The sequence below is a fragment of the Photobacterium sagamiensis genome, assembly GCF_050337085.1.
GTDB classification, from domain to species: domain Bacteria; phylum Pseudomonadota; class Gammaproteobacteria; order Enterobacterales; family Vibrionaceae; genus Photobacterium; species Photobacterium sagamiensis.
In genome coordinates, this window is the sequence record NZ_JAKJSP010000022.1 from 24,540 (window position 1) to 49,275 (window position 24,736).

Below are 24,736 nucleotides of genomic sequence, written 5' to 3' on the forward strand. Positions count from 1 at the left end.
GAGTTTTATTGGCTTCTATGCTGCGTTGCTGATTTTTGACGTAGAACAACTATGTCTTCAAATCAGCGCCTTACCTAGAAGCCAATAAATTCTCGCTGAAACGAGCATCTCGAAGTCACTTGGGTATAAACTTATCACGATGAAAATTGTTATTGCTCCCGATTCATATAAAGAAAGCCTGACGGCAATGGAAGTTGCCACGGCGATCGAAGCAGGCTTCCGTCAGGTTCTGCCAGATGCGGAATACCATAAGCTGCCGATGGCCGACGGCGGCGAAGGCACCGTGCAGTCACTGGTCGATGCCACCGATGGTTCGATCGTTGAGCACCAAGTTACTGGCCCGCTAGGCCAACAAGTCGATGCCTTTTATGGCCTGATGGGTGACGGAAAAACCGCGATCATCGAGATGGCAGCGGCTTCTGGCCTGCATCTTGTGACGCCAGTGCAACGCAACCCACTGCTCACGACAACGTTCGGTACCGGCGAGCTGATCAAGGCGGCCCTCGACAACGGGGTTGAACATATCATTGTCGGTATCGGCGGCAGCGCGACGAATGACGGGGGGATCGGTATGGCGCAGGCTCTCGGGATCAAGATGCAGGACGCCGAGGGCAAGGAAATTGGCTACGGCGGTGGTGAACTGGCGCGCCTGGCGCATATTGATACCAGCGATATCAATCCTCGCCTGGCAAAAATCAAGCTTGAAGTCGCTTGTGATGTCGATAACCCGCTTTGTGGCCCCAAAGGTGCCTCACATGTCTTTGGTCCGCAGAAAGGCGCGACACCAGAAATGGTCGAGCAACTTGACGCCAACCTGGCTCGCTACGCAGATATCATCAAAACGCAACTCGGGCGTGATGTGAAAGATATGGCAGGGGCAGGAGCCGCCGGGGGCTTAGGTGCCGCACTGCTTGGCCTGCTGAATGCCAGTCTGCGCCCCGGTATCGATATCGTGATGGATGCCGTGAATTTAACTGAAATAGTCTCTGATGCTGATCTGGTGATCACTGGTGAAGGCCGAATTGACAGCCAGACCATTCATGGTAAAACGCCGATCGGAGTTGCCCGTACCGCGAAAAAGTTTCATCTTCCGGTGATCGGTATTGCAGGCTGCTTATCGAGTGACTGTAATGTGGTGTATGACCACGGTATTGATGCCGTCTTTAGTGTCGTTCCTCGGGCGATGGAACTGAGTGATGCTATGGATGAGGCTGCTTTCAATGTCCAGATGACAGCGCGTAATGTCGCAGCAATGTTGACTGTGGGAAAAGGTAGCGAGAAACTAGAAACTAGAAACTAGAAACTAGAAACTAGAAACTAGAAACTAGAAACTAGAAACTAGAAACTAGAAACTAGAAAAAAGGGTAAGCCAATAAATGGCTTACCCTTTCTATAATTATCAAGGCCTTGCTTTCCTCGGGCGAATTTATCTCGCCTCTAGAATCACGTTCCTCGAAACTATGACTTAAACTGCCGCCTGAATAATCACATCATCCGCTTTCTTGGTATAGCTTTCCATACGATGGAAATTCAAGTAACGGTAGGTATCAGCAGCTGTTGCATCAATCTGTTTCGCATACTCCAGGTACTCTTCCATGGTCGGAATACGGCCAAGGATCGCACCCACAGCCGCAAGTTCAGCAGAAGAAAGGTACACGTTGGCCCCCGTACCCAGTCGGTTCGGAAAGTTACGGGTAGATGTCGACATCACGGTCGCTTCATCAGCAACACGCGCCTGATTACCCATACATAGTGAACAACCCGGCGTTTCAATACGCGCACCGGCACGGCCAAAGATACCGTAGTAACCTTCTTCGGTTAGCTGATCTTTATCCATCTTGGTTGGCGGAGCCACCCATAGGCGGGTATCTAACTGGCCACCGAATTTCTCTAACAGCTTACCAGCCGCACGGAAGTGGCCGATGTTGGTCATACAAGAACCAATGAACACTTCATCAATCTGTGTTCCCTGAACATCAGACAGCAGGCGCGCATCATCCGGATCGTTTGGTGCACAAAGAATCGGTTGAGTGATATCAGCCAAATCAATGTCGATAACATGCGCGTATTCCGCGTCTTTGTCAGCTTCCATTAGCTCAGGATTCGCCAACCACTCTTCCATCGCCGTAACGCGACGCTCGATAGTACGACGATCGCCGTAACCTTCAGAGATCATCCACTTCAACATCACGATGTTAGAGTTGAGGTATTCCGCAATAGATTCTTCAGAGAGCTTCACGGTACAACCCGCCGCACTACGCTCTGCTGATGCATCAGACAGTTCGAATGCCTGCTCAACCGTCAGGTGCTCAACACCTTCAATTTCCAGTACTCGACCAGAAAATTCGTTGATCTTACCAGCCTTCTCAACAGTCAGCAGACCTTGCTGAATCGCGTAATAAGGAATGGCATGAACCAAATCACGCAGGGTGATCCCTTCTTGCATTTCACCTTTAAAGCGAACCAAGATGGATTCCGGCATATCAAGTGGCATCACACCGGTTGCCGCAGCAAATGCAACCAGACCTGAGCCCGCAGGGAATGAAATACCCAATGGGAAACGGGTATGTGAATCACCACCGGTACCGACGGTATCAGGCAGTAGCATACGGTTTAGCCAGGAGTGAATAACACCGTCACCCGGACGCAATGCCACACCACCACGGTTCATAATGAAATCCGGTAGCGTATGGTGAGTCTTTACATCAATCGGTTTTGGATAAGCCGAGGTATGACAGAAAGATTGCATGGTTAGCTCGGCAGAGAAACCAAGACACGCCAGATCTTTCAGTTCATCACGGGTCATTGGCCCGGTCGTATCTTGCGAGCCGACAGTGGTCATCTTAGGCTCACAGTATGTGCCGGGACGAACACCTTCGATACCGCAGGCTTTACCCACCATCTTCTGCGCCAGGCTATAGCCTTTACCGGTATCTGCTACCTCGCCAGGGCGACGGAACACATCAGAAGAAGGAAGAGAAAGTGACTGGCGAGCACGATCTGTCAGGCCACGCCCGATGATCAGCGGAATACGGCCACCAGCACGCACTTCATCAACCAGTACATCGGTTTTCAGTTCAAACGTCGAGACCACTTCATCACTGCCGTGATGGCGAACTTCACCTTTAAATGGGTAAACATCAATCACGTCACCCATATTCAATGCTGTTACATCGACTTCGATAGGCAATGCGCCCGCATCTTCCATGGTATTAAAGAAGATTGGGGCAATCTTACCGCCCAGCACATAACCACCAGCACGCTTGTTAGGTACGTTTGGAATATCATCTCCCATAAACCAAAGCACGGAGTTCGTCGCCGATTTACGTGATGAGCCGGTACCCACAACGTCACCCACATAAACTAACTGGTGGCCTTTTTCCTGCAGAGCTTCAATTTGTTTAATTGGACCAATTGAACCGTGTTGATCAGGTTCAATGCCTTCACGCTCATTTTTTAGCATGGCTAAGGCGTGAAGTGGAATATCCGGACGAGACCAGGCATCCGGTGCGGGTGACAGATCATCAGTATTGGTTTCGCCCGTCACTTTAAAGACTGTCAGCGTGATTTTTTCTGCCAGTTCCGGCTTAGACAGGAACCACTCAGCATCAGCCCATGACTGAATAACTTGCTTAGCAAAGTCGTTACCCGCTTTGGCTTTTTCTTCGACATCATAGAAAGAATCAAACATCAGCAGGGTGTGAGAAAGTACCTTAACAGCGATAGGAGCAAGCTCGGCATCATCAAGCAGAGAGATAAGTGGTTCAATGTTATAACCACCCTGCATGGTACCAAGAAGTTCTGCGGCTTTTTCTTTGCTAACAATTGGAGATGCCGCTTCACCTTGAGTGATTGCAGCTAAGAAGCCCGCTTTAACATAAGCAGCTTCATCTACGCCTGGGGGAATACGATTTTCTAGCAGATCAAGCAGTACAGATTCTTCACCCGCTGGCGGTGTTTTTAACAGCTCGACCAGAGCGGCAACCTGCTCAGCATGTAATGGCTGAGGGACAATCCCTTCTGCTGCACGCTCTTCGACGTGTTTACGGTAGGCTTCAAGCACGACATATTCCTCTTATTACGGTTTAACCTTCATTGGTCAAACATCCTTGGAAGTGATTGATCTCCTCACATCATGCCCGCTGTATTGTTTCTCAACTCAGATCCAAATGCGTGCAGAAGAGATCAAAACCGTTCGCCCACCTTACCATTTTTAACTTAAAATTAAAATCCACTCTCTTTTTACAACATTCATACTTTCAGCAGATTAACCGCTGCAATGCAGATGTTCAGAACGCTCCGCCAAAAAACAGATAGAAAGAATCGAAATTTTCTTCGGTTTTACCATAGGCCAGAATTAACGGCCCTGCGGGGGTTTTAATACCGCTAAAAATACTGCCTGCCCAGTATTTAGGCACCTCATGAAAGGGGATCGAGTTATCATTGAATACCCCGCCCCATTCAATCGAACCGCCGATATAGACTGGCGATTTAAACAGGCCAAAGTCATTATCCATCAGACGGTAGCGATAGATAGCCGCTGAAAATATTTTGTTATTACCTGTCAGACTGTTTTTCGGAATGCCGGAAAGGTGTAAAAAGCCACCCAGCTCTGCCGGATCCAGTTGAAGATCCTCATCCGATTTGACATGACCATACTCCGCTTTTCCCATGACAGTATGACGCTGATAGGTATAAGCCCCTTTCCACAGTGCATCGACTCGGAAGGCAAGATCACTGATTGATTCGCCAAAATATTCAATTTTATCATCTGAAACAGCAAATTCTAATTTCAGTAAATTACCATAACTAGGCAAACTATAATCATCCAGCGTATCGAGGTTATAGCTAATGTAACCCACGTTGCTATTCCGCGATTGGGTTCCTAATAGCTCATCCAAAAAACCCGGGAAAGCGACATCACCGACAATATAGCGGTAACCTAACCGTACCTCCTGCCACAGTTCCGGCTGCCAGCCTAATGAAGCATCCAGCGTTGTGTTCACATATTCCGCTGATATAAAATCATCAATATCCGCTAACAAAGGCTCTGCTTCATTTAGCGCCAGATTTTTATGAGTGATCTCATACTCTGCACCAAGCAAGCCGAACCATTCCTGATCGCTGATAAATGGCAGGTATATCTCTGTTGCCACCCTTTTGTCCGTTCCGAACTCCAGCTCAGTTCGCCATTCGGCCCCCGCTTCACTTAAGCCGGTAACGTTAAACGCCACACCAATGGAATAATCCGTAGTATTTTTAAAGTCATCTTCGAGCGCAAAACGTAAATCAACAAAATTAGGCCCCCAGCTTTTTTCTTGCACATCAAGTACCACGATATTTTTACCGTCCTCTTTTTCAATGCTGTAATCAATTCGTTCAAACCGATCCAACGCATAAAGATTACGGACGCTATCAGCAAGCTCTTCCGAGCTGATTGTTGCTCCGGATTCGAGTTCTAAACGCTTAAGCAGTGCCGCATCTGAATATTGGCTATGATTGGCAAGGCGAATTTCATCAACCCGCAGTTTATCGAAATGCTCCAACTGGCGGCGGCGATACTGTTTGTTATCAATGTAGGCTTGATAGGTGACTGAACTTCCCAGCTGAGCCAACTGATCTTGCATTGCCATCGTCGTTTTATAGCCAATCTCATACGCTTCCGGCATACGCTGAAAATCGATGGTTTTAATGCCCTGGGTATCCGGTCGGATCAAGACATCTCGCTCCCTCAGCAATGCAATCTGTTGCGTCACATTATTGCGAACCATAAAATCAGTCAGCTGATCCATCACGGCAAAGTAATTATTCAACTCATCACGACGTCTAAAATCATTGCTAATATCAACCGCAATAATAATGTCAGCCCCCATCTCTTTTACCACCGAGATCGGTAAGTTATTGGTAATACCGCCATCGACCAGTAACTTGTCGTCTAACTCCATCGGTGGTAAAACGCCGGGGATAGACATGCTGGCTTGCATCGCCTCTGCTAAATCCCCCTTGGCCAATATCACCGGTTGCAAAGACTCAATGTCACTTGCTACCGCCCTGAAAGGAATAGCCAGCTGATCAAAGCTCTCAAACTTGGGTAATCCCCCTGACGACGAGCGTAATATTTCGCCCATTTTTTGCCCTTGAACAAACCCCTTGGGCACTTTCAGCTCCCAAAATTCAAAGCCGATATCCGTCTTAATTTGAAAACGATCTTCCTGCTGCTTTTCCCTTACCCGCCGGTCACTGCGCTCCACTCGGTCCTGATAGCCAGAGCTCCAGTCCACGGTTTCAATAAATGCTTCAATTTCATCAGCACTCATCCCGGTGGCATACAAACCGCCGACATAAGCCCCCATACTGGTTCCGGCAATAAAATCCACCGGGATCTGCATCTCTTCCAATGCTTTCAATACACCGATATGAGCAGCCCCTTTTGAGCCGCCGCCGCCAAGTACAACCCCAACTTTAGGTCTTTCTTTCGCTAAGGTATTGAATGATATGAATAGTGACAAAAAGGTGATAAATATCACTAAAGTTATGTAACGAAATGGCAGATAAACATCTGAACACAGATCTTTCAGTGATGGCTTTGCAAGTAACATTGTATTTTTAATCCATGATCTGAGTGTTATATCAATCACATTAAGTCACTGCGCAATCATCAGTAACTTAATGTGATTGATATTCTTAATTACAAAATAAATAAGCAGTTAAGCATTATGACGTTCAACCAACTAACCATAAAACAAAAGCTGATCTTCGCGATAGTTCTTGCCGTACTGGCCTCGACGGCCCTGGTAGGATTTATCAGCCAAAATCAGGCCCGTCATGTCGTAGAGGCTCGATTATTAGAGTCTGAACTACCTGCAACTCTGATGCAGATAAGAAATACCGTAGATAAAGAAGTCTCAGTCTTACAGTCGGCTGCGGAGCAGTTAGCCACCAACCGCTTCATTATCGAGTTCTATAACAGTGAGCGTTCAGCTCAGCAAGAAACCCAATTAATTCAGATGCTGAATGATATCAGAACTCAGTACGATCTGTTCGATGCTTCCATTGCTGATCGGAGCAGTGGCGATTACTGGAATCAGAATGGATTTTTACGCCGCCTGAATCAGCAACAGGATGGCTGGTTCTTCGGTTTTACCGGCAGTGGCAATGCGAAAATGCTCAATGTATTCCGCGAAGCCAATGGTGACGTGAAGCTGTTTGTTAATTACCAGCAGCTTAATGGCCGTGGGATGGCGGGGCTTTCGAAGTCTCTTGACGATATGGTTCAGTTCATCAATCAATTCCAATTAGAACAAAGTGGCTTTGTTTACCTTACCGATGCCGAAGGCATGATCCGCCTGCATAAAGACAGCGGAAAAATGGGTAAGGCAAACCTGAGTCAACTCTACGGTTCGGATATTGCTCGCCAGCTATTGCACAAAGATAGCTTCAACTTTGCAGAATCTCTGGTTGGCGGACAAGCGACCTTGCTGGCGACCAGCTATATCCCCTCCATGGGCTGGTATGTCGTTGCTGAACTCCCCAAAGAAGAAGCCTTTGCCGGCCTTAATCAGGCCCGAAACGAAATCATGATGTGGACGGCAGCTATCGCGGTAATTTTTGTTCTGCTTGCTATCTGGCTGGCCAGTAATATTACCCGTCCAATCGAACGTTTAGCCTCTGTGTTCAAAGATCTGGGTGAAGGCGAAGGTGATTTGCGTCACCGCATTGAGATTCAGGGTAAAGATGAAATTGCTCAGCTCGCTGAAGGCTTTAACAGCTTCATTGGCAAAATCCATTACTCGGTCAAAGAAGTCGCTGAAACGGGTAATGCCCTGCGTGATGCCGCTGAATCGGTTGCGACTCAATCACAAATGACGCTTGATAATAGCCACAGCCAGCGCGACCGCACCATTCAGGTTGTTACGGCCATCAATGAGATGGGAGCGACAGTTAACGAGATAGCCGGCAATGCTGCACAAGCAGCCGACGCCGCTCATGGTGCTGAAGAGGAAACCAATAATGGTCAGGCGATTGTGACTCAGGCCAGAGACACCATTAATCAATTATCGGGTGATGTCGAGCAGGTCAGCGAAGTCATTGGATCCCTGGCGAACAACACCCAGGCTATCGGCAGTATCTTAGATGTGATCCGTGGCATTTCAGATCAAACCAACCTGCTTGCGCTTAATGCCGCGATTGAAGCTGCACGTGCTGGTGAGCAAGGCCGTGGTTTTGCCGTGGTTGCCGATGAAGTCCGCAGCCTGGCCAGCCGCACGGCAGATTCTACCGATGAAATTCAAACCATGATCAACCGTCTGCAAGAAGAAGCAGGTAATGCGGTAACGGCGATGCAGCAGAGCCGTCAGCTGACCTCTGACGGGGTTTCAGCAACGGATGAAGCATCCGGGGCACTGGTCTCGATTGCCGATCGCATTACGCTGATTTCAGATATGAACACTCAGGTGGCGACGGCAACTGAAGAGCAATCGACCGTGGTGCACGATATTAACTGCAACATTGAAGAGATCAACGAAACCACCCAGCGCACGGCAGATACCGCGACTGAACTGGCTCACTCAAGCCAGTCACTGCGTGAACTGTCTAAGCGTTTAGATGATATGGTGGGCGCGTTTAAGTTATAAAAGCGGCCCTTGGAAAAGCAGGTTCTAGGCTCTAGTTCGAGAGCCTGTTTTGTAATACCAATCGGGAAAAGTATATGACCATTCAGCGAGAATTAAATGGCTCAGAGACAAGGCGCTTGATAGCAGGTGTATTCATATCCATCAAAATCAAGCAACGCAGTGGCTGAGCCATTTAAACTCGCCCTTTGGGAACGTACCAGCAACCTGATTACTGCCCCAAATTGTCTTGATGTAGAATAACTATATCTTCATCAATTTGTATTGTACTCAAGTCGCTGGCAACGTTCTGAATTGACCAGATACTTATCCCGATTGGTATAATCCATCGGTCCATCGGGTTAACAAATCACAGCAATAAAAAAAGCGCCCTCAGGCGCTTTTTACTATTTATCCGTTACAAGAACGATTCAAAGAAAGATTACTTTTTCTTCTTCGCTTTCGCATTCGGTAAGTCAGTGATGCTACCTTCGTAGATCTCTGCTGCCATACCGATTGACTCGTGAAGCGTTGGGTGAGCGTGAACCGTCAGAGCGATATCTTCTGCATCACAGCCCATCTCGATCGCCAGACCGATTTCACCAAGCAGTTCACCGGCATTGGTACCTACGATGGCACCACCGATAACACGGTTAGTGTCTTTATCGAAGATAAGCTTCGTCATACCATCTGCGCAATCAGATGCGATTGCACGTCCTGATGCAGCCCATGGGAAGCTTGCTGCTTCGTAGTTGATGCCTTCAGCTTTTGCTTCTTTTTCTGTCTTACCAACCCAGGCAACTTCTGGCTCAGTATAGGCGATTGAAGGGATCACTTTCGGATCGAAGTAGTGCTTCTTACCAGAGATCACTTCAGCCGCAACGTGGCCTTCATGCACGCCTTTGTGAGCAAGCATAGGTTGACCTACAACGTCACCAATTGCGTGAATATGAGAAACGTTCGTGCGCATCTGCTTATCAACATTAATGAAACCACGCTCATCAACATCGATACCCGCAATGCCAGCATCAATTAGCGCACCGTTTGGTACACGACCGATAGCAACCAGTACCGCATCATAACGGGTCGGCTCAGCAGGTGCTTTCTTGCCTTCCATTGATACGTAGATACCGTCTTCTTTTGCTTCAACCGCTGTCACTTTCGTTTCCAGCATCAGGTTGAATTTCTTCTTCACACGCTTGGTGTAAACTCTGACGATATCTTTATCTGCAGCAGGGATCACCTGGTCGAACATTTCAACAACGTCGATCTGAGAACCTAGCGCGTGGTAAACCGTACCCATTTCAAGGCCGATGATACCGCCACCCATTACCAGCAGTTTCTCTGGCACTTCTTTCAGCTCCAGCGCATCGGTAGAATCCCAGATACGTGGATCTTCATGCGGGATGAATGGCAGTTTAATTGGACGAGAGCCCGCGGCAATAATGGCATTGTCGAAGTTAACTGTTGTTGTTTCTTCGCCTTCACCGCTGTTGTTTGTAACAACAATAGAATTAGGGCCGGTAAATTTACCGAAACCATTAACAACCGTCACTTTACGCATCTTAGCCATGCCGCCAAGACCGCCAGTCAACTGGTTGACTACTTTTTCTTTCCACAAACGGATCTTAGAAATATCAGTTTGAGGTTCGCCAAAAACGATACCGTGGTCGGCCAGCGCTTTGGCTTCTTCAATAACTTTAGCTACGTGCAGTAGTGCTTTCGATGGGATACAACCCACGTTCAAGCATACACCACCTAGGGTGTTGTAACGTTCGATGAGTACTGTTTCCAGACCCAAGTCAGCACAACGGAATGCTGCGGAGTAACCGGCAGGACCGGCACCAAGTACCACGACCTGGGCTTTGATTTCTTTGCTCATCTTGACCTCGTTGTAGTCTTTTATCCCTGACAGGCTTGTATAGATATTCGATTTTATTGGTTTTCAGCCGTATAACACTTTACAGAGGTGTTAACAGAGTGAAAAATAAAATCGTGGAGCCTGTGAGCTATACAACAATTCCGGTACCAGTTTTTTTACTGATACCGAAATTGGGCGGTAATAACCTTACGGTTGCTGTCTTGTCGATGACAGAAGCCGGCTCTTAATTAAAAAACATTAAAGAACCAGACGACGAATATCAGATAGACAACCGTTTAGGTAAGTAATGAAACGCGCACCTTCAGCACCGTCGATCACTCGGTGATCGTAAGACAGTGACAGAGGAAGCATCAGGCGAGGTTCGAAATCCTTGCCGTTCCATACTGGTTTCATTTCAGACTTAGATACACCAAGGATACCTACTTCTGGTGCATTTACGATTGGAGTAAATGCAGTACCGCCTAGGCCACCAAGGCTAGAGATAGTGAAACAGCCACCCTGCATGTCTGCAGCCGTTAGCTTACCAGCACGTGCTTTCTTAGAAACAGCCATTAGCTCTTCAGATAGCTCGTAGATACCTTTCTTGTTCACGTCTTTGAATACAGGAACAACCAGGCCGTTTGGCGTATCAACAGCGATACCCACGTTCACGTACTTCTTCAGGATCAGGCTTTCACCGTCTTCAGAAAGAGAAGAGTTGAAGGACGGGAATGCTTCAAGTGCTTTAGCAACAGCCTTCATGATGAATACGAGTGGCGTGATCTTCATGCCTGTGTCTTTCTTCGCTTCAATCGCGTTCTGCTCTTTACGGAATGCTTCCAGAGCCGTGATATCTGCGTTGTCCCACTGTGTAACGTGAGGGATCATTACCCAGTTACGGTGCAGGTTCGCGCCAGAGATCTTCTTGATGCGAGAAAGTGGCTTCGTCTCAACGTCACCAAACTTGCTGAAGTCAACTTTCGGCCAAGGTAGTAGACCCAGTGCAGAACCGTCGCCTTTACCTGCTGCCGCAGCACCAGATTCAAGGCGCTTAAGCGCTTCTTTCACGTAGTTCTGTACGTCTTCTTTCTGAATACGGCTCTTACGACCCGTACCTTTAACCTTAGACAGGTTAATACCGAACTCACGAGCAATACGGCGAACAACTGGAGATGCGTGCGCATACTCGTTGTTTTCCTGGAAGTCGCCAGTTGCAGCCGGAGCTGCTTGTGCCGGTTTTGCTGCAGGTGCTGCCGCCGATGCCGCGGCTGGTGCCGCCGCTTGAGCAGCAGGCGCTGCGCCTGCCACTTCGCTTTTTTCTACTAAGAATGTCATCACTAGAGAGCCAGTTGATACTTTATCGCCAGCTGCAATTTTGATTTCTTTTAGAACACCAGCAAATGGTGCAGGTACTTCCATTGATGCTTTGTCGCCTTCAACAGTAAGAAGAGACTGCTCTTCTTCGATGCTGTCGCCGATAGCTACCATGATTTCAGTGACTTCAACTTCGTCACCACCGATATCCGGTACGTGAACTTCTTTAAGTTCAGCTACCGCAGGCGCTGCTGCAACAGGTGCCGCCGCTTCAGCCGCTGGAGCTGGCACAGCGGCTGCGCCTGATTCTTCAAGAAAAAGCATGATCAGTGAACCGGTAGAAACCGTATCGCCTTCGGCGATTTTGATTTCTTTAACGATACCCGCCTGAGAAGCTGGTACTTCCATAGAAGCTTTGTCGCCTTCTACAGTGATCAGAGATTGCTCTTCTTCAACCTTGTCGCCAACGCGAACAAGGATCTCAGTGACTTCAACCTCGTCCGCACCAATGTCAGGTACATTAATTTCGATTGCCATGTTTTATTGCCTCTTACGCGTATAGCGGGTTCATCTTGTCAGCGTCGATGTCGAATTTCGCAATTGCTTGTGCAACGACAGATTTCTCGATATCACCACGTTTAGCCAGTTCAGTCAGTGCAGCAACTACCACGTAGCCCGCATTAACTTCGAAGTGACGACGTAGGTTTTCACGGCTGTCAGAACGACCAAAACCATCAGTACCAAGAACTTTGAAAGACTCAGACGGCATAAATGCACGTACTTGCTCTGCATAGTTCTTCATGTAATCCGTCGCAGCGATCGCAGGTTCAGTGCCCATTACTTGCGTAATGTAAGGTACTTTCTGCTCTGCTTCCGGGTGAAGCATGTTGAAACGCTCAACATCTTGACCTTCACGTGTTAGCTCATTGAAAGAGGTAACAGAGTAAATATCAGATGCAACACCGTAGTCATCGCTTAGGATCTGAGCTGCTTTGCGTACTTCATTCATGATAGTACCCGAGCTCATCAGCTGAACTTTTCGCTCTTTTGCAGACTCAGTGCCCGCGTAAGATTCTAGCTTGTAGATCCCCTTACGAATGCCTTCTTCAGCGCCTTCTGGCATTGCTGGCATTGCGTAGTTTTCGTTCATTAGCGTCAGGTAGTAGAACACGTTCTCTTGGTTCTCACCGTACATGCGACGGATACCGTCTTGCATGATAACTGCAAGCTCGTACGCAAATGTTGGATCGTAAGAGATACAGTTAGGAACTGTGTTCGCCTGAATGTGGCTGTGACCATCTTCGTGTTGCAGACCTTCACCGTTTAGGGTAGTACGGCCAGCCGTTGCACCTAGTAGGAAGCCACGAGCTTGTTGGTCACCCGCCATCCATGCCATGTCGCCAACACGTTGGAAACCGAACATAGAGTAGTAGATGTAGAACGGGATCATCGGCAGATCATTGGTGCTGTATGATGTTGCCGCAGCAACCCATGAAGACATTGCACCAAGTTCGTTGATACCTTCTTGCAGTACCTGACCAGAAGTCGCTTCTTTATAGTAAGAAACAACACCACGGTCTTCAGGGGTATATTCCTGGCCGTGCGGGTTGTAGATACCGATTTGACGGAACAGACCTTCCATACCGAAGGTACGTGCTTCATCTGCAATGATAGGAACGATGTTCTTACCAATGCCTTTGTTCTTAAGCAGGATGTTAAGCGCACGAACAAACGCCATCGTGGTAGAGATGTCACGCTTTTGCGCGTCAAGCAGTGGCTTGAACTCTTCAATTTCAGGGATAGCGAGTTCTTCAGTGAACGCAGGCAGACGCTGTGGTGTGTAACCATGCAGTGCGTTACGACGTGCGTGCAGGTAGTTGTACTCTGCAGAACCTTCTTCCAGTTTCAGGTATGGAAGAGACTTCATTTCTTCGTCAGAAACCACGTCTTGCAGGCCTAGACGATCGCGTAGGTGCTGAACATGCGTCATGTCCATTTTCTTAACACCGTGAGCGATGTTTTTACCTTCCGCAGCTTCACCCATGCCGTAACCTTTAACAGTTTTAGCCAGGATCACTGTCGGACGATCTGCTGTTTCTTTCGCATTGTTAAATGCTGCAAATAGTTTAGAAGACTCGTGACCACCACGCTTAAGCGCGAAGATTTCGTCATCTGTCATATCTGCAACAAGTGCTGCTGTTTCTGGGTGTTTACCAAAGAAGTGCTCACGTACGTACGCACCGTCTTTAGATTTGAATGTCTGGTAGTCACCATCGATAGTTTCATTCATTAGCTGAAGAAGCTTACCAGTAGTGTCTTTCGCTAGTAGAGAATCCCAGTTATTACCCCAAACCACTTTAACCACATTCCAGCCAGCACCTTTGAACAGGCCTTCCAGCTCTTGAATGATCTTACCGTTACCCATAACAGGGCCGTCAAGACGCTGCAGGTTACAGTTGATTAGGAAACACAGGTTATCTAGCTTTTCACGTGCCGCGAAAGAGATCGCACCACGTGCTTCTGGCTCATCCATCTCACCATCACCCAGGAACGCGTATACGCGCTGAGCAGACGTGTCTTTAAGGCCACGACCAGCAAGGTATTTCAGGAAGCGAGCTTGATAGATAGCAGAAATTGGGCCAAGACCCATAGAAACAGTCGGGAACTGCCAGAACTCAGGCATTAACTTAGGGTGCGGGTATGAAGGGATACCTTTGCCATCAACTTCTTGACGGAAGTTATCTAGCTGATCTTCAGTCAGACGGCCTTCAACAAACGCACGAGAATAGATACCTGGAGAGATGTGGCCCTGGTAATAAACCAAGTCACCGCCATCAGCTTCGTTTGGTGCACGGAAGAAGTGGTTGAAACATACTTCGTAGAATGCAGCAGCAGACTGGTAAGAAGCCATGTGGCCACCCAGGTCTAAATCTTTCTTAGAAGCACGTAGTACGATCATGATTGCGTTCCAGCGGATGATGGAACGAATACGACGCTCAAGAGTGGTATCACCAGGATACGCAGGCTCTTGTGCTGATGGAATCGTATTGATGTAGTTAGTAGTGATGCCTGTTGGCATATCTACACCGTCTAAACGCGCTTTATCCAGAACTTGCTCAAGCAGGAACTGTGCACGCTCTACACCTTCTTCACGAACGACTGATTCCAGAGCTTCTAACCACTCTTGAGTCTCAAGTACGTCAACGTCATTTTTCATGACTTCAGACATGCGATCTATCCTTTCGTTGATAATCTACAAAACTTAATACCAATCGTCATAACTATCTGAACAGTTCAGAGCTACTTAGCTAGACAAGGGCAAGGCGAAAGATTTTTTGCATAGTAGTTCTACGCTGATAATCTTTTAACGCAGCAATTGTGTAGCTAAGCAGCTCCCTTCGGGCGGAATAAAACAGCCCCTCTGCTGTGTTATGCCTTTTTGAAATAGACCCACTATTTTCTTCAAAGACATGCCTTACATAGCGCCTGTTTTATCTCCGCTGAATGAGCAGATAGTTATGACGACTGGTATATTGTCGCGACTGGTTAATACTAATAGTGCTTATTGTAAGAAGTATTAATCCAGCCCGTCCTTGCGCTGTTGAATCCGACGAAGAGAGCGTTCACGTCTGCTCTCTTCACGCGATAAATCCAACAGGGTTTCCTCGATGAAAGCCAAATGTGCATGCGATGCTTCTCGCGCCTGTTCTGGCTGACCAGTAACAATCGCCTGCACAATATCGGCTCGATGCTTTCTCACTTTTCCCACCACCTCTTCGCGGCGGTTCAAAAGCTCAAAGTTTTGTAATACGTTTTGCTCTAGCAATGGGGCAAGGCTGCGAATGATATGAAGCAGTACCACGTTATGGGCGGATTCTGTAACCGCAATCAGGTACTGCATGACAGCTGATGCTTCAGCTTTTAAATCGCCTTGTTGCTGAGCGTCTTGTATCCGTACATGGCAGTCACGAATACGAGTGAAATCTTCTTCGTTGCCTCGCAGTGCTGCGTAATAAGCAGCAAGCCCTTCAAGGGCATGGCGGGCTTCAAGTAAGTCCAGTTGCGTTTCCGGGTGAGCCGCAAGCAAATCCAACAATGGCTCAGAAAAGCTCTGCCATAGCTTCTCTGTTACAAACGTTCCTCCGCCCTGGCGACGGGTTAACAGTTGTTTAGCTTCAAGTCGTTGGATCGCCTCTCGCACTGAGGGACGTGAAACGTCGAATTGCTTAGCCAGCTCACGCTCTGGAGGCAGCTGCTGACCCGGGGACAAGGTGCCTTCCAGGATCAGATGCTCAATCTCCTGCTCGATAGCATCGGAGAGCTTAGGTTGGCGAATCCGTTTATAAGTCATTTTTTATTTATGCTTCTTGTACTTATATCGTTTCAGACAAATCCACTATGTAACTAGGTGCGGATAATTGGTCTTACCAATTTAACAATGGAACGAAAGTTTACAGAAATGACAGAGGAAGTCCACCCGTAACTTGATGGAAATCATAGAACCACAGGTGATTTAACAGAAATGTCAACTTATGACACTTTATTAAAACAATGTGAACCACAGGTGGCAACGGGCGGAAAGGTAGATAGAGAGATGAAAAGCATCAATGGTCAGACCAATTTCTTACCAACGATGTTCTCATCCGACACTAACAAACATTAAGCAGCGCGGTTTTAAACAATCGCCAGTCAAAAGCCAAACCGGGATCGGTTTTGCGGCCAGGCGCAATAAACTCATGCCCGGTGATCCGGGAAGAGTTAATGTGGGGATAATATGTCATGATAACCCGGCTAAGCGCTGTTAAGGTGTCATACTGAGCCTGGGTATAAGGGAGGGTGTCCGTTCCTTCCAGTTCTATACCGATAGAAAAATCATTGCATTTGTCCCGCTCGGCAAATCGTGAAACTCCGGCATGCCAGGCGCGACAATCAAACGGTACAAACTGAATAATACCGCCATCTCTTCTGATTAAACAGTGTGCTGACACACGAAATCCGGAAATTACCTCGAAATAGGGATGTTCCTTCGGGTTCAGCTGCCCGGTAAAGAGTTGCTCGATATAAGGACCGCCAAACTGCCCCGGCGGTAAACTGATGTTATGTACCACCAGCAATGAAATATCTTGGGCATCAGGGCGTTGATCGTAAAAAGGGGAAGGAACGTGTTTGACGCCTTCCAACCAGTGGGTGTTGTTGATTTTTAATTTCATCTTTCACAGATTCGAGTTTCGAGTGCCGAGTCTCTAGTCTCGCCGATCTTGGCGTTAAGATCTATTTACTCACGATCCAGAGCCTAACCCCCCGCTCTTTCTTGCTTTTCCTCGGTCCTAGGTTCTCGCATCTCGCCGCATCTCAAGGTATGATCAGCGTTATCAATACTCGGGAAACTTCGACCCGCTTTTCCTGTTCATTAGCAGCTCAACCTATTGCTACGGATTCGCCATGACTAAGATGGAAAGAAAGCACGACAGCCAAGCGCGCTTAGACTACTTAAAACAACAATTACCCCGTGAGATCAGCCGTGCGGTCGCTGAAACCCTGCGTGAAGATCTGGGCGGTACGATCAATCCGGATCTGGATATTACCGCCAGCTTGATCCCGGCAGAAAGCCAGAATGTTGCGACCATTATTACCCGTGAACACGGCGTATTCTGTGGTCAGCTATGGGCTGATGAAGTATTCAAACAGTTGGGCGGCGAAGTCTCTATCGAATGGCATGTCCAGGATGGCGATACCGTAGAGCCAAACCAGACACTGTGCACACTGACCGGCCCGTCGCGTATTCTGCTGACCGGTGAACGCAATGCAATGAACTTCATCCAGACCCTGTCTGGCTGTGCCACCGTTGTTGCCCAGTATGCCAAGCAACTGGAAGGTACCCATACCCGCCTGCTTGATACCCGCAAAACCATTCCCGGCCTGCGCAGTGCACTGAAATATGCGGTTACCTGCGGCGGCGGTTATAACCACCGTATCGGTGTGTTTGACGCCTATCTGCTCAAAGAAAACCACATCATCGCCTATGGCGGCATTGCCCAAGCCGTCGAGGCCGCGAAAAGGCTCAACCCTGACAAGCCGGTGGAAATAGAAACGGAAAGTCTGGATGAGCTGCAACAGGCCATTGATGCCGGTGCTGACATCATCATGCTGGATAACTTCACCACCGAGATGATGCGCAAAGCGGTTGAAATCAACCAGGGCCGTGCTGCGTTAGAAAATTCCGGTAACGTGACCTTAGAGACTATTCGTGAATTTGCCGAAACTGGCGTTGATTACATCTCTGTCGGGGCGCTGACCAAGCACCTGAAGGCGATGGATCTGTCGATGCGGTTTAAGTGATAAAGAACCGAGTTCCGAGATTAGAGATTCGAGGTTCGAGGTTCTAGGAAAGCAATTTGATCACCAATGAATATAAAGGAGAGCGATAAGCTCTCCTTTTTTTATTAAAGATTAAGCCACGAAGCTCGTCATCCCCGAAGACGCTTATCGCTAATATTTCTGTCATCGACTGGATTATATTAGCGGCTATCGGGGATCCACAGTCCACTGAACCTTCCGTGCATGATGGATCCCTGATAACCGCCAGGTAAGTTTTGAGAAAGCCTGCAAGTTCAGTGTTTGGCGGTTTCTGGGATGACGGACTTCAACCGTTTCAATCAATCATCTTCATTGTGTTTAGGTTCTAGGAAAACAATTTGATCATCCATGAATATGAAGGAGAGCGATAAGCTCTCCTTTTTATTTATCTCTCAGGCATCGCGCTTATCTTGTATTTTGTCATTACATATTAATGACTTACTAGTACACCGTTTATCTTTGATAAACAAGCTCCCCGCCCCCCTCGCATATGCAACAGATGTAATTTGTTTCGGTTTATTTCAAACTGCGCCGAGCAATCTGCCCTTCAACGTTCAATAGTCAATCGGTTGTATATAACTTTATTCTCACTGAACAGTCTTTAATCCCTGACGGCAATTTTCAAAGGATCAGAAAATGAAAAAACAGAATGGTTTTACCTTAATTGAACTGATGATCGTAGTGGCGATAATTGGCACATTGTCAGCGTTTGCGATACCCGCCTACCAAGATTATGTAGCAAGATCTGCTGTAACGTCTGCTGCAGGAACGGTCAAAGCTCTTCTCACAAATGCTGATTTATATTCACAAAACAACACCGCCGTAACAACTGACATTGGTGATCTTGGTGGTGCTGCGAATATGAATACACTAGGAGAAATAACAGGATCGATTCTAGGTGCAGGAGCTGTTTCAACTGCAACATCAACACTTACATTTACATTCGCTGCAGATAAAGCCGCCGCAGGTACTTTAGATTATGCGCGTACACCTATTACACCATGGGTTTGTACTAATACTACAAACCCAGCGGTAGCAATCGAAGGTTGTACCTTAGCACCATAATGCAAACCAACCTCGCTTCCATCCTGCATCAGGCTGACTTGATCAGTCTGGTACAGGCGCAGCAAGTGGTCGATTTTGTCCGGGCAGAAGGTACTAACGTCCCTTCTGCCTTGGTGGATCTGGCCATTTTCAGCGATGCCGATCTCGCCCGTCACCTTGAGTCTATTTTTGCACTCGAGCGGGTTGATGCACATCAGTACGACTATGCCGGGTGCTGTAAAACACTCAATCAGCGTGAACTGGTACTGCGCCATCGCGTATTACCGTTGCAGCTGACGGAATCAACTCTGTTTTTAGGGATCAGCGATCCCACCTATATTGATGCCCAGGATGAATTTCGCTTTGCCACCGGTAAAAACATCGAGCCACTGCTGCTCGAAAATAAACAGTTAGAAAGCGCCATTCGCCGCATTTACGGCAGTGATATCGGTGAAACCCAACACCGGCGTGATGTCAGTGACCAGGATTTGGACGATCTGGTTGATATCAGTGATGGTGAAATTGACGACACCACCGATTTAAGCCAAGACAGCGCACCGGTTACCCGCTATATCAACCAGGTACTGCTTGAAGCGGTGCGGAAAAATGCCTCTGATATCCATTTTGAGCCCTACGAAGAGAGCTACCGGATCCGCTTTCGCTGTGACGGTATTCTGCATCAGCATGCCACCCCGCCCGCTCACCTGTCACGGCGCTTATCAACCCGTCTAAAGGTGATGTCAAAGCTCAATATTGCCGAGCGCCGCCAGCCGCAGGATGGCCGGATCAAACTCAAATTAACCCCCACCCTCGCGGTTGATTTGCGGGTTTCCTCACTGCCGACGCTATGGGGCGAAAAGATCGTACTGCGAATTCTTGACGGCTCCAGTGCCAGCCTGGATATTGATCTTCTCGGGTATAACGCCAAACAAAAGCAGGATTACCTTGCTGCACTTGAGCAGCCGCAAGGGATGATCCTGATGACCGGGCCGACCGGAAGCGGTAAAACCGTCTCCCTCTACACCGGGCTTAAGATCCTCAATACTGACGAGCGCAATGTGTCAACGGCTGAAGATCCGGTAGAAATCAACCTGCCCGGTATTAACCAGGTTCACATCAATACCCAGGTTGGATTGGGTTTTGCCGAGGCGCTGCGATCGTTTTTACGCCAGGATCCGGATATCGTGATGGTCGGCGAGATCCGTGACATTGAAACCGCCGCCATTGCGGTAAAAGCCGCCCAAACCGGCCACTTAGTACTTTCAACCTTACATACCAATTCTGCGGCAGAGACGATCACCCGCCTCACCAATATGGGGATCGAAGACTTTAACCTCGCCTCTTCCCTTAGCTTAATCATTGCCCAGCGTCTTGCCCGTCGCTTATGCAAGCACTGTAAACAAGAACATCAACTTGATGCGATCACCCGAGACAAACTCGTTATTCCTCAACATCAGGTCATTTATCAAGCCAATATCCTCGGATGTGATGATTGTAATAAAGGTTATTTAGGCCGCGTCGGGATCTATGAAGTTATGACGTTTAGTCGCGAACTCGCCCAGGCATTGGTCGCGGGGGCAAGTACCTTGGAACTGGAAGAGATAGCCTGTAAACAAGGTATGCAATGCCTGCAGCAATCCGGTATTGAAAAGCTCACTGACGGCGTCACCAGCCTAGCTGAGCTGCAACGTGTTTTGCATTACTAGTAGTCTCGAGTAACTAGAAACTAGAAACTAGAAACTAGAAACTAGAAACTAGAAAATAATAAGGACCTGCCATGAAACCAGCCAATAAATTACGTTATTACCACTGGCGCGGCGTCAATCAGTCGGGACGAAAAGTCTCCGGCGTCATTATTGGCTATCAGGAACAGGAAATTCGCAGCAAGTTAACTGAACAGCTCATCCAAGTAAAAAAAATTAAACGCCGCAATCCATCAACGCTCAGCAAATTTAGAAATCAGATGACATCAACAGATGTCACCGAAACAACCCGGCAACTGGCTACTATGATTGAATCCGGCGTACCGGTCGTACAATCACTCAAACTTATCTCAGAGAGCCACCATAAATCGGAAGTGCGCGCCGTACTGTCACAGGTGACAACCCAGGTTGAAGCCGGAGCGTCATTATCGAGAGCATTAAAAACCAGCTCACCTCTGTTTGATTCATTTTATTGTGATCTGGTGGCAACGGGCGAGCAGACGGGGCACCTCGGCGAAGTCTTTTCCCGTATTGCCACTTATCGGGAAAAAAGCGAAACCACCCGCAAGAAAGTTATTAAGGCGATGATTTACCCCACCATGGTGACCTTTACGGCCATCTTGGTCACTATCATGATGCTGGTTTTTGTGATCCCGCAATTTTCCAGTATTTTCAGCAGTTTTGGGGCTGAACTCCCATGGTTTACGCGCCAGGTGATTAAGGCATCTGATTTTCTGACTAACTACGGCAGTTATCTTGCTATTGCCATTGCAGTCATCTTCTTGAGCTTTCGTTACAGCTATAAAAAATCTTATGGCCTAAGATTGGCATCCAATCGATTCACTCTGAAGCTCCCTCTCTTGGGTAATGTACTGCTCAAAGCCACGATTGCTCGTTTTGCCCGAACCCTGGCGACCACGTTCAGTGCCGGAATTCCACTGCTCACCGGGCTGCAATCAGCCGGAAAAACAACTGGCAACCTTCATATTCAAAAAGCGATTAACGAAGCGTATACCAGTACGGCGGCTGGCATGCCTCTGTATCTATCGTTACGCCAGTGTAATGTTTTTCCAGAATTGATGCTGCAAATGACCATGATTGGGGAAGAGTCGGGTTCGCTGGATGAAATGCTCAATAAAATGGCCTTGCTTTATGAAGATGATGTCGACAACATAGTCGATAATCTGGGTAAAATCCTCGAACCTCTGATTATTCTTATCCTTGGCGGACTTATTGGCAGCCTGTTGATCGCCATGTATATGCCGATTTTCAGCTTAATGAGTGTGATTGGGTAAGTTGCAGGTACGAGAGCCTAGTTACTAGAGGAACGCGATCCTGTGGTCCTGTGGTCCTGTGGTCCTGTGGTCCTGTGGTCCTGTGGTCCTGAAAACAGGCTCTCTAAGCCGCGTACGGGGAGTCAAGCTTTTCCGCTCTTTCCATAGGATCTTAGGGCCATAGAGCCGCTCTTCCTGGTTACTAGAATCTCGGTTCTAGGATCTACCCCTCCAATCCCCTACAATAACCGCAACAACTAATATGAGATGTTTTCATGGAACTACTTACTTACTACCCTTGGTTATTTCCTCTTTCCGCTGCTATTTTCGGGCTGTTGATTGGTAGTTTCTTAAATGTGGTGATTTACCGCTTGCCGGTTATGATGGAGCTGCAATGGAAAGCTGATTGTGTTGAATGCTTTCCTGAATTTGGCGCGAATGCTGATACGGCAACTCCGTTTAACCTCAGCGTGCCTCGTTCCCGTTGTCCGCACTGTCAGCATGCCATCACCATGTGGGAAAACATCCCGGTGATCAGCTGGCTCTTCCTTAAAGGTCGCTGCAGTGCCTGTCAGACCAAAATCAGTGCGCGCTATCCGGCAATTGAGCTATTAACGTCAATCATGACCGCGACTATTGCCATCATGCTGCCTCCTTCACCATGGGCTCTGGCCGTAATTTTCTTCAGCTTTGCGTTGATTGCTCTGACCTTTATTGATATCGACAAAATGTTACTGCCCGATCAAATCACCTTACCGCTGATGTGGGCCGGTATTGTTGTAGCCTTGCTTGGCTGGGGGCCGGTCTCGCTACAAGACGCCATCATCGGTGCGATGGCCGGCTACCTATCCCTGTGGAGCTTATACTGGTGTTTTAAGTTGCTAACCGGTAAGGAAGGTATGGGGTATGGCGATTTTAAGCTATTAGCAGCGCTTGGAGCCTGGTTAGGCTGGCAGTCTCTGCCTTTTGTGGTCCTTCTCTCTTCCTTGGTAGGTGCAATCTGTGGCATCATCTTGTTGCGTATGCAAAAATCAGGTTCACAAACACCTTTTTCTTTTGGCCCTTACCTTGCGATGGCTGGCTGGGTCGGCATTTTATGGGGTAACCAGATCATTGACTGGTACCTCGGTTCATATTTAGGACTGTCACTATGACTATGGTCGTTGGCTTAACCGGTGGTATTGGCAGTGGGAAATCCACTGTCGCGGAGTTATTTGCTAAATATGAAATAACCATTATTGATGCCGATGTCATAGCCAGGGAAGTCGTTAAGCCGGGAACTCCCGGACTAACCGCGATTGTCGATAAACTGGGTTCTGACATCTTACTGACAGATGGCACCCTTGACCGCAGCAAGCTCAGACAAGCCATTTTTAATGAGCAACCGCTGAAAGATTGGCTGAACAGCCTGTTACACCCTCTTATCCGGGATAAAATGCAGGATGAGATAAAAAAGGCAACCTCTCCCTATTGCTTGCTTGTGGTGCCGTTAATGGTTGAAAACAATCTGCAAGCTATGACTCATCGCCTGTTAGTGGTGGATGTGGATGAAGAGATACAGGTCGCCCGCACTCAGCAGCGCGACCAGGTTGATCCTGAGCATGTGAAAAAGATCCTGGCGGCGCAGGCCTCTCGTGAAAAAAGGAACGCCGCCGCAGACGACATCATTTGTAATAATGGTGACAGCACTGTACTTGAAAATAAAGTGGCGGAATTACATCAACAATATCTCAAAATGAGCCAGCTTCATCAGTAATTCCACTGACATTCAGTAACGATACATTCAGAGCCTTCTCAAGAGGTTCAATTCAAGGTGCACTCATGCAGACAAACCGTTTTGAACATCCGTTGAATGAAAGAGTGCGTATTTACTTACGCCTTGAGTCTTTGATCCGGCAGATGACCCATGCCAGCCAGCTGAGCGATCAATGGCAACATCAGGTTTTCTTTCGCGCACTGTTTGACTTACTGGAAATTCTTGATCAGGTTCAGCTTAAAATTGAGCTGGCTAAAGATCTTGAGAAACAAAGAGTTCGGTTAAAAAATTGGTTAAATGTCGAGGGTGTGGATCAGACAGCTCTTTTAGAGTTACTTGATAATATGGATATGGCGCACCACAAATTAATCGCAGCGACACGCCTGGGACAGGATTTACGTGATGACCGCTTTTTAAGTGGCATCAGACAACGCTTCTCCATTCCCGGCGGCAGTTGCTGCTTTGACCTTCCGGCACTGCATCACTGGCTGCATTTACCTTTAGCCCATAAGCAAAATGATATTGCTAACTGGCTTAAACAACTGGCAGAAATGACCTGTGCGCTCAACTTATGGCTCCGTTTTGCCCGTGAATCAGGACAACTCCAACCGCAAATTGCACGTGGTGGCTTTTTCCAGCATGATGCAGAAAATGCACATTTATTACGTCTGCATATTTGCCCTAGCTATGGGGTATACCCTATGATATCGGGACATCGTAGCCGTTTTGCCATACGTTTCCTGCCATTTGAGGAAGGCACGGCAATTGCGGATAATATTGAATTTCAACTAGCCATCTGCTGAGGTCATCTCGTGTCA

The 24,736-nt window shown here is 47.8% G+C and carries 16 protein-coding genes; 9 read left to right on the top strand and 7 right to left on the bottom strand.

The genetic code is table 11. The annotated features are described in order from the left end of the window. Positions 1–139 precede the first annotated feature (139 nt). Complete coding sequence (locus tag L4D76_RS10930) at positions 140–1,300, top strand: glycerate kinase (RefSeq protein ID WP_428440936.1); 1,161 nt, start codon at positions 140–142, stop codon at positions 1,298–1,300. A gap of 165 nt (positions 1,301–1,465) precedes the next feature. Here L4D76_RS10930 and acnB read toward each other — a convergent pair whose 3' ends face one another. Beyond that, on the bottom strand, positions 1,466–4,063 hold the full coding sequence (gene acnB / locus L4D76_RS10935) for a bifunctional aconitate hydratase 2/2-methylisocitrate dehydratase (protein ID WP_428440937.1): 2,598 nt from the start codon (positions 4,061–4,063) through the stop codon (positions 1,466–1,468). Positions 4,064–4,289: 226 nt separating this feature from the next. Further along, on the bottom strand, positions 4,290–6,599 hold the full coding sequence (locus tag L4D76_RS10940) for a patatin-like phospholipase family protein (protein ID WP_428440938.1): 2,310 nt from the start codon (positions 6,597–6,599) through the stop codon (positions 4,290–4,292). Positions 6,600–6,716: 117 nt separating this feature from the next. Here L4D76_RS10940 and L4D76_RS10945 point away from each other — a divergent pair, with 117 nt between their 5' ends. Further along, complete coding sequence (locus L4D76_RS10945) at positions 6,717–8,633, top strand: methyl-accepting chemotaxis protein (RefSeq protein ID WP_428440939.1); 1,917 nt, start codon at positions 6,717–6,719, stop codon at positions 8,631–8,633. A 418-nt stretch (positions 8,634–9,051) separates the two neighbouring features. Here the strand turns inward: L4D76_RS10945 and lpdA are convergent, their stop codons facing one another. The 5 genes from lpdA to ampD form a co-directional block, all read right to left on the bottom strand. Then, positions 9,052–10,491 (bottom strand): dihydrolipoyl dehydrogenase, encoded by a 1,440-nt coding sequence (gene lpdA / locus L4D76_RS10950; RefSeq protein ID WP_428440940.1) that lies wholly within the window; start codon positions 10,489–10,491, stop codon positions 9,052–9,054. Positions 10,492–10,728: 237 nt separating this feature from the next. Next, a complete protein-coding gene (gene aceF, locus L4D76_RS10955; RefSeq protein WP_428440941.1) occupies positions 10,729–12,321 on the bottom strand; it encodes a pyruvate dehydrogenase complex dihydrolipoyllysine-residue acetyltransferase in 1,593 nt (530 codons plus the stop codon). 13 nt (positions 12,322–12,334) lie between these two features. Continuing rightward, positions 12,335–15,013 (bottom strand): pyruvate dehydrogenase (acetyl-transferring), homodimeric type, encoded by a 2,679-nt coding sequence (aceE, locus tag L4D76_RS10960; protein WP_428440942.1) that lies wholly within the window; start codon positions 15,011–15,013, stop codon positions 12,335–12,337. Positions 15,014–15,361: 348 nt separating this feature from the next. Beyond that, a complete protein-coding gene (gene pdhR / locus L4D76_RS10965) occupies positions 15,362–16,135 on the bottom strand; it encodes a pyruvate dehydrogenase complex transcriptional repressor PdhR (protein WP_428440943.1) in 774 nt (257 codons plus the stop codon). A 298-nt stretch (positions 16,136–16,433) separates the two neighbouring features. Beyond that, on the bottom strand, positions 16,434–16,994 hold the full coding sequence (ampD, locus tag L4D76_RS10970; RefSeq protein ID WP_428440944.1) for a 1,6-anhydro-N-acetylmuramyl-L-alanine amidase AmpD: 561 nt from the start codon (positions 16,992–16,994) through the stop codon (positions 16,434–16,436). Positions 16,995–17,235: 241 nt separating this feature from the next. Between ampD and nadC the strand changes: the two genes are divergently transcribed. The 7 genes from nadC (at position 17,236) to zapD (ending at position 24,721) form a co-directional block, all read left to right on the top strand. Then, entirely contained in the window at positions 17,236–18,123 is an 888-nt protein-coding gene (nadC, locus tag L4D76_RS10975; RefSeq protein ID WP_428441035.1) for a carboxylating nicotinate-nucleotide diphosphorylase, read from the top strand. A gap of 654 nt (positions 18,124–18,777) precedes the next feature. Continuing rightward, on the top strand, positions 18,778–19,206 hold the full coding sequence (locus L4D76_RS10980) for a pilin (protein ID WP_428440945.1): 429 nt from the start codon (positions 18,778–18,780) through the stop codon (positions 19,204–19,206). Further along, complete coding sequence (pilB, locus tag L4D76_RS10985) at positions 19,206–20,891, top strand: type IV-A pilus assembly ATPase PilB (protein WP_428440946.1); 1,686 nt, start codon at positions 19,206–19,208, stop codon at positions 20,889–20,891. Before L4D76_RS10980 ends, pilB begins: the two co-directional genes overlap by 1 nt. 71 nt (positions 20,892–20,962) lie before the next feature. Beyond that, on the top strand, positions 20,963–22,183 hold the full coding sequence (locus L4D76_RS10990; RefSeq protein ID WP_428440947.1) for a type II secretion system F family protein: 1,221 nt from the start codon (positions 20,963–20,965) through the stop codon (positions 22,181–22,183). 254 nt (positions 22,184–22,437) lie between these two features. After that, a complete protein-coding gene (locus L4D76_RS10995) occupies positions 22,438–23,316 on the top strand; it encodes a prepilin peptidase (protein ID WP_428440948.1) in 879 nt (292 codons plus the stop codon). After that, entirely contained in the window at positions 23,313–23,918 is a 606-nt protein-coding gene (coaE, locus tag L4D76_RS11000) for a dephospho-CoA kinase (RefSeq protein WP_428440949.1), read from the top strand. The genes L4D76_RS10995 and coaE overlap by 4 nt, the downstream gene beginning before the upstream one ends. 65 nt (positions 23,919–23,983) lie before the next feature. Continuing rightward, positions 23,984–24,721 carry a cell division protein ZapD gene (zapD, locus tag L4D76_RS11005; protein ID WP_428440950.1) on the top strand — a complete coding sequence of 246 codons (738 nt, stop codon included), beginning with the start codon at positions 23,984–23,986 and terminating at the stop codon, positions 24,719–24,721. Positions 24,722–24,736: the final 15 nt, after the last annotated feature.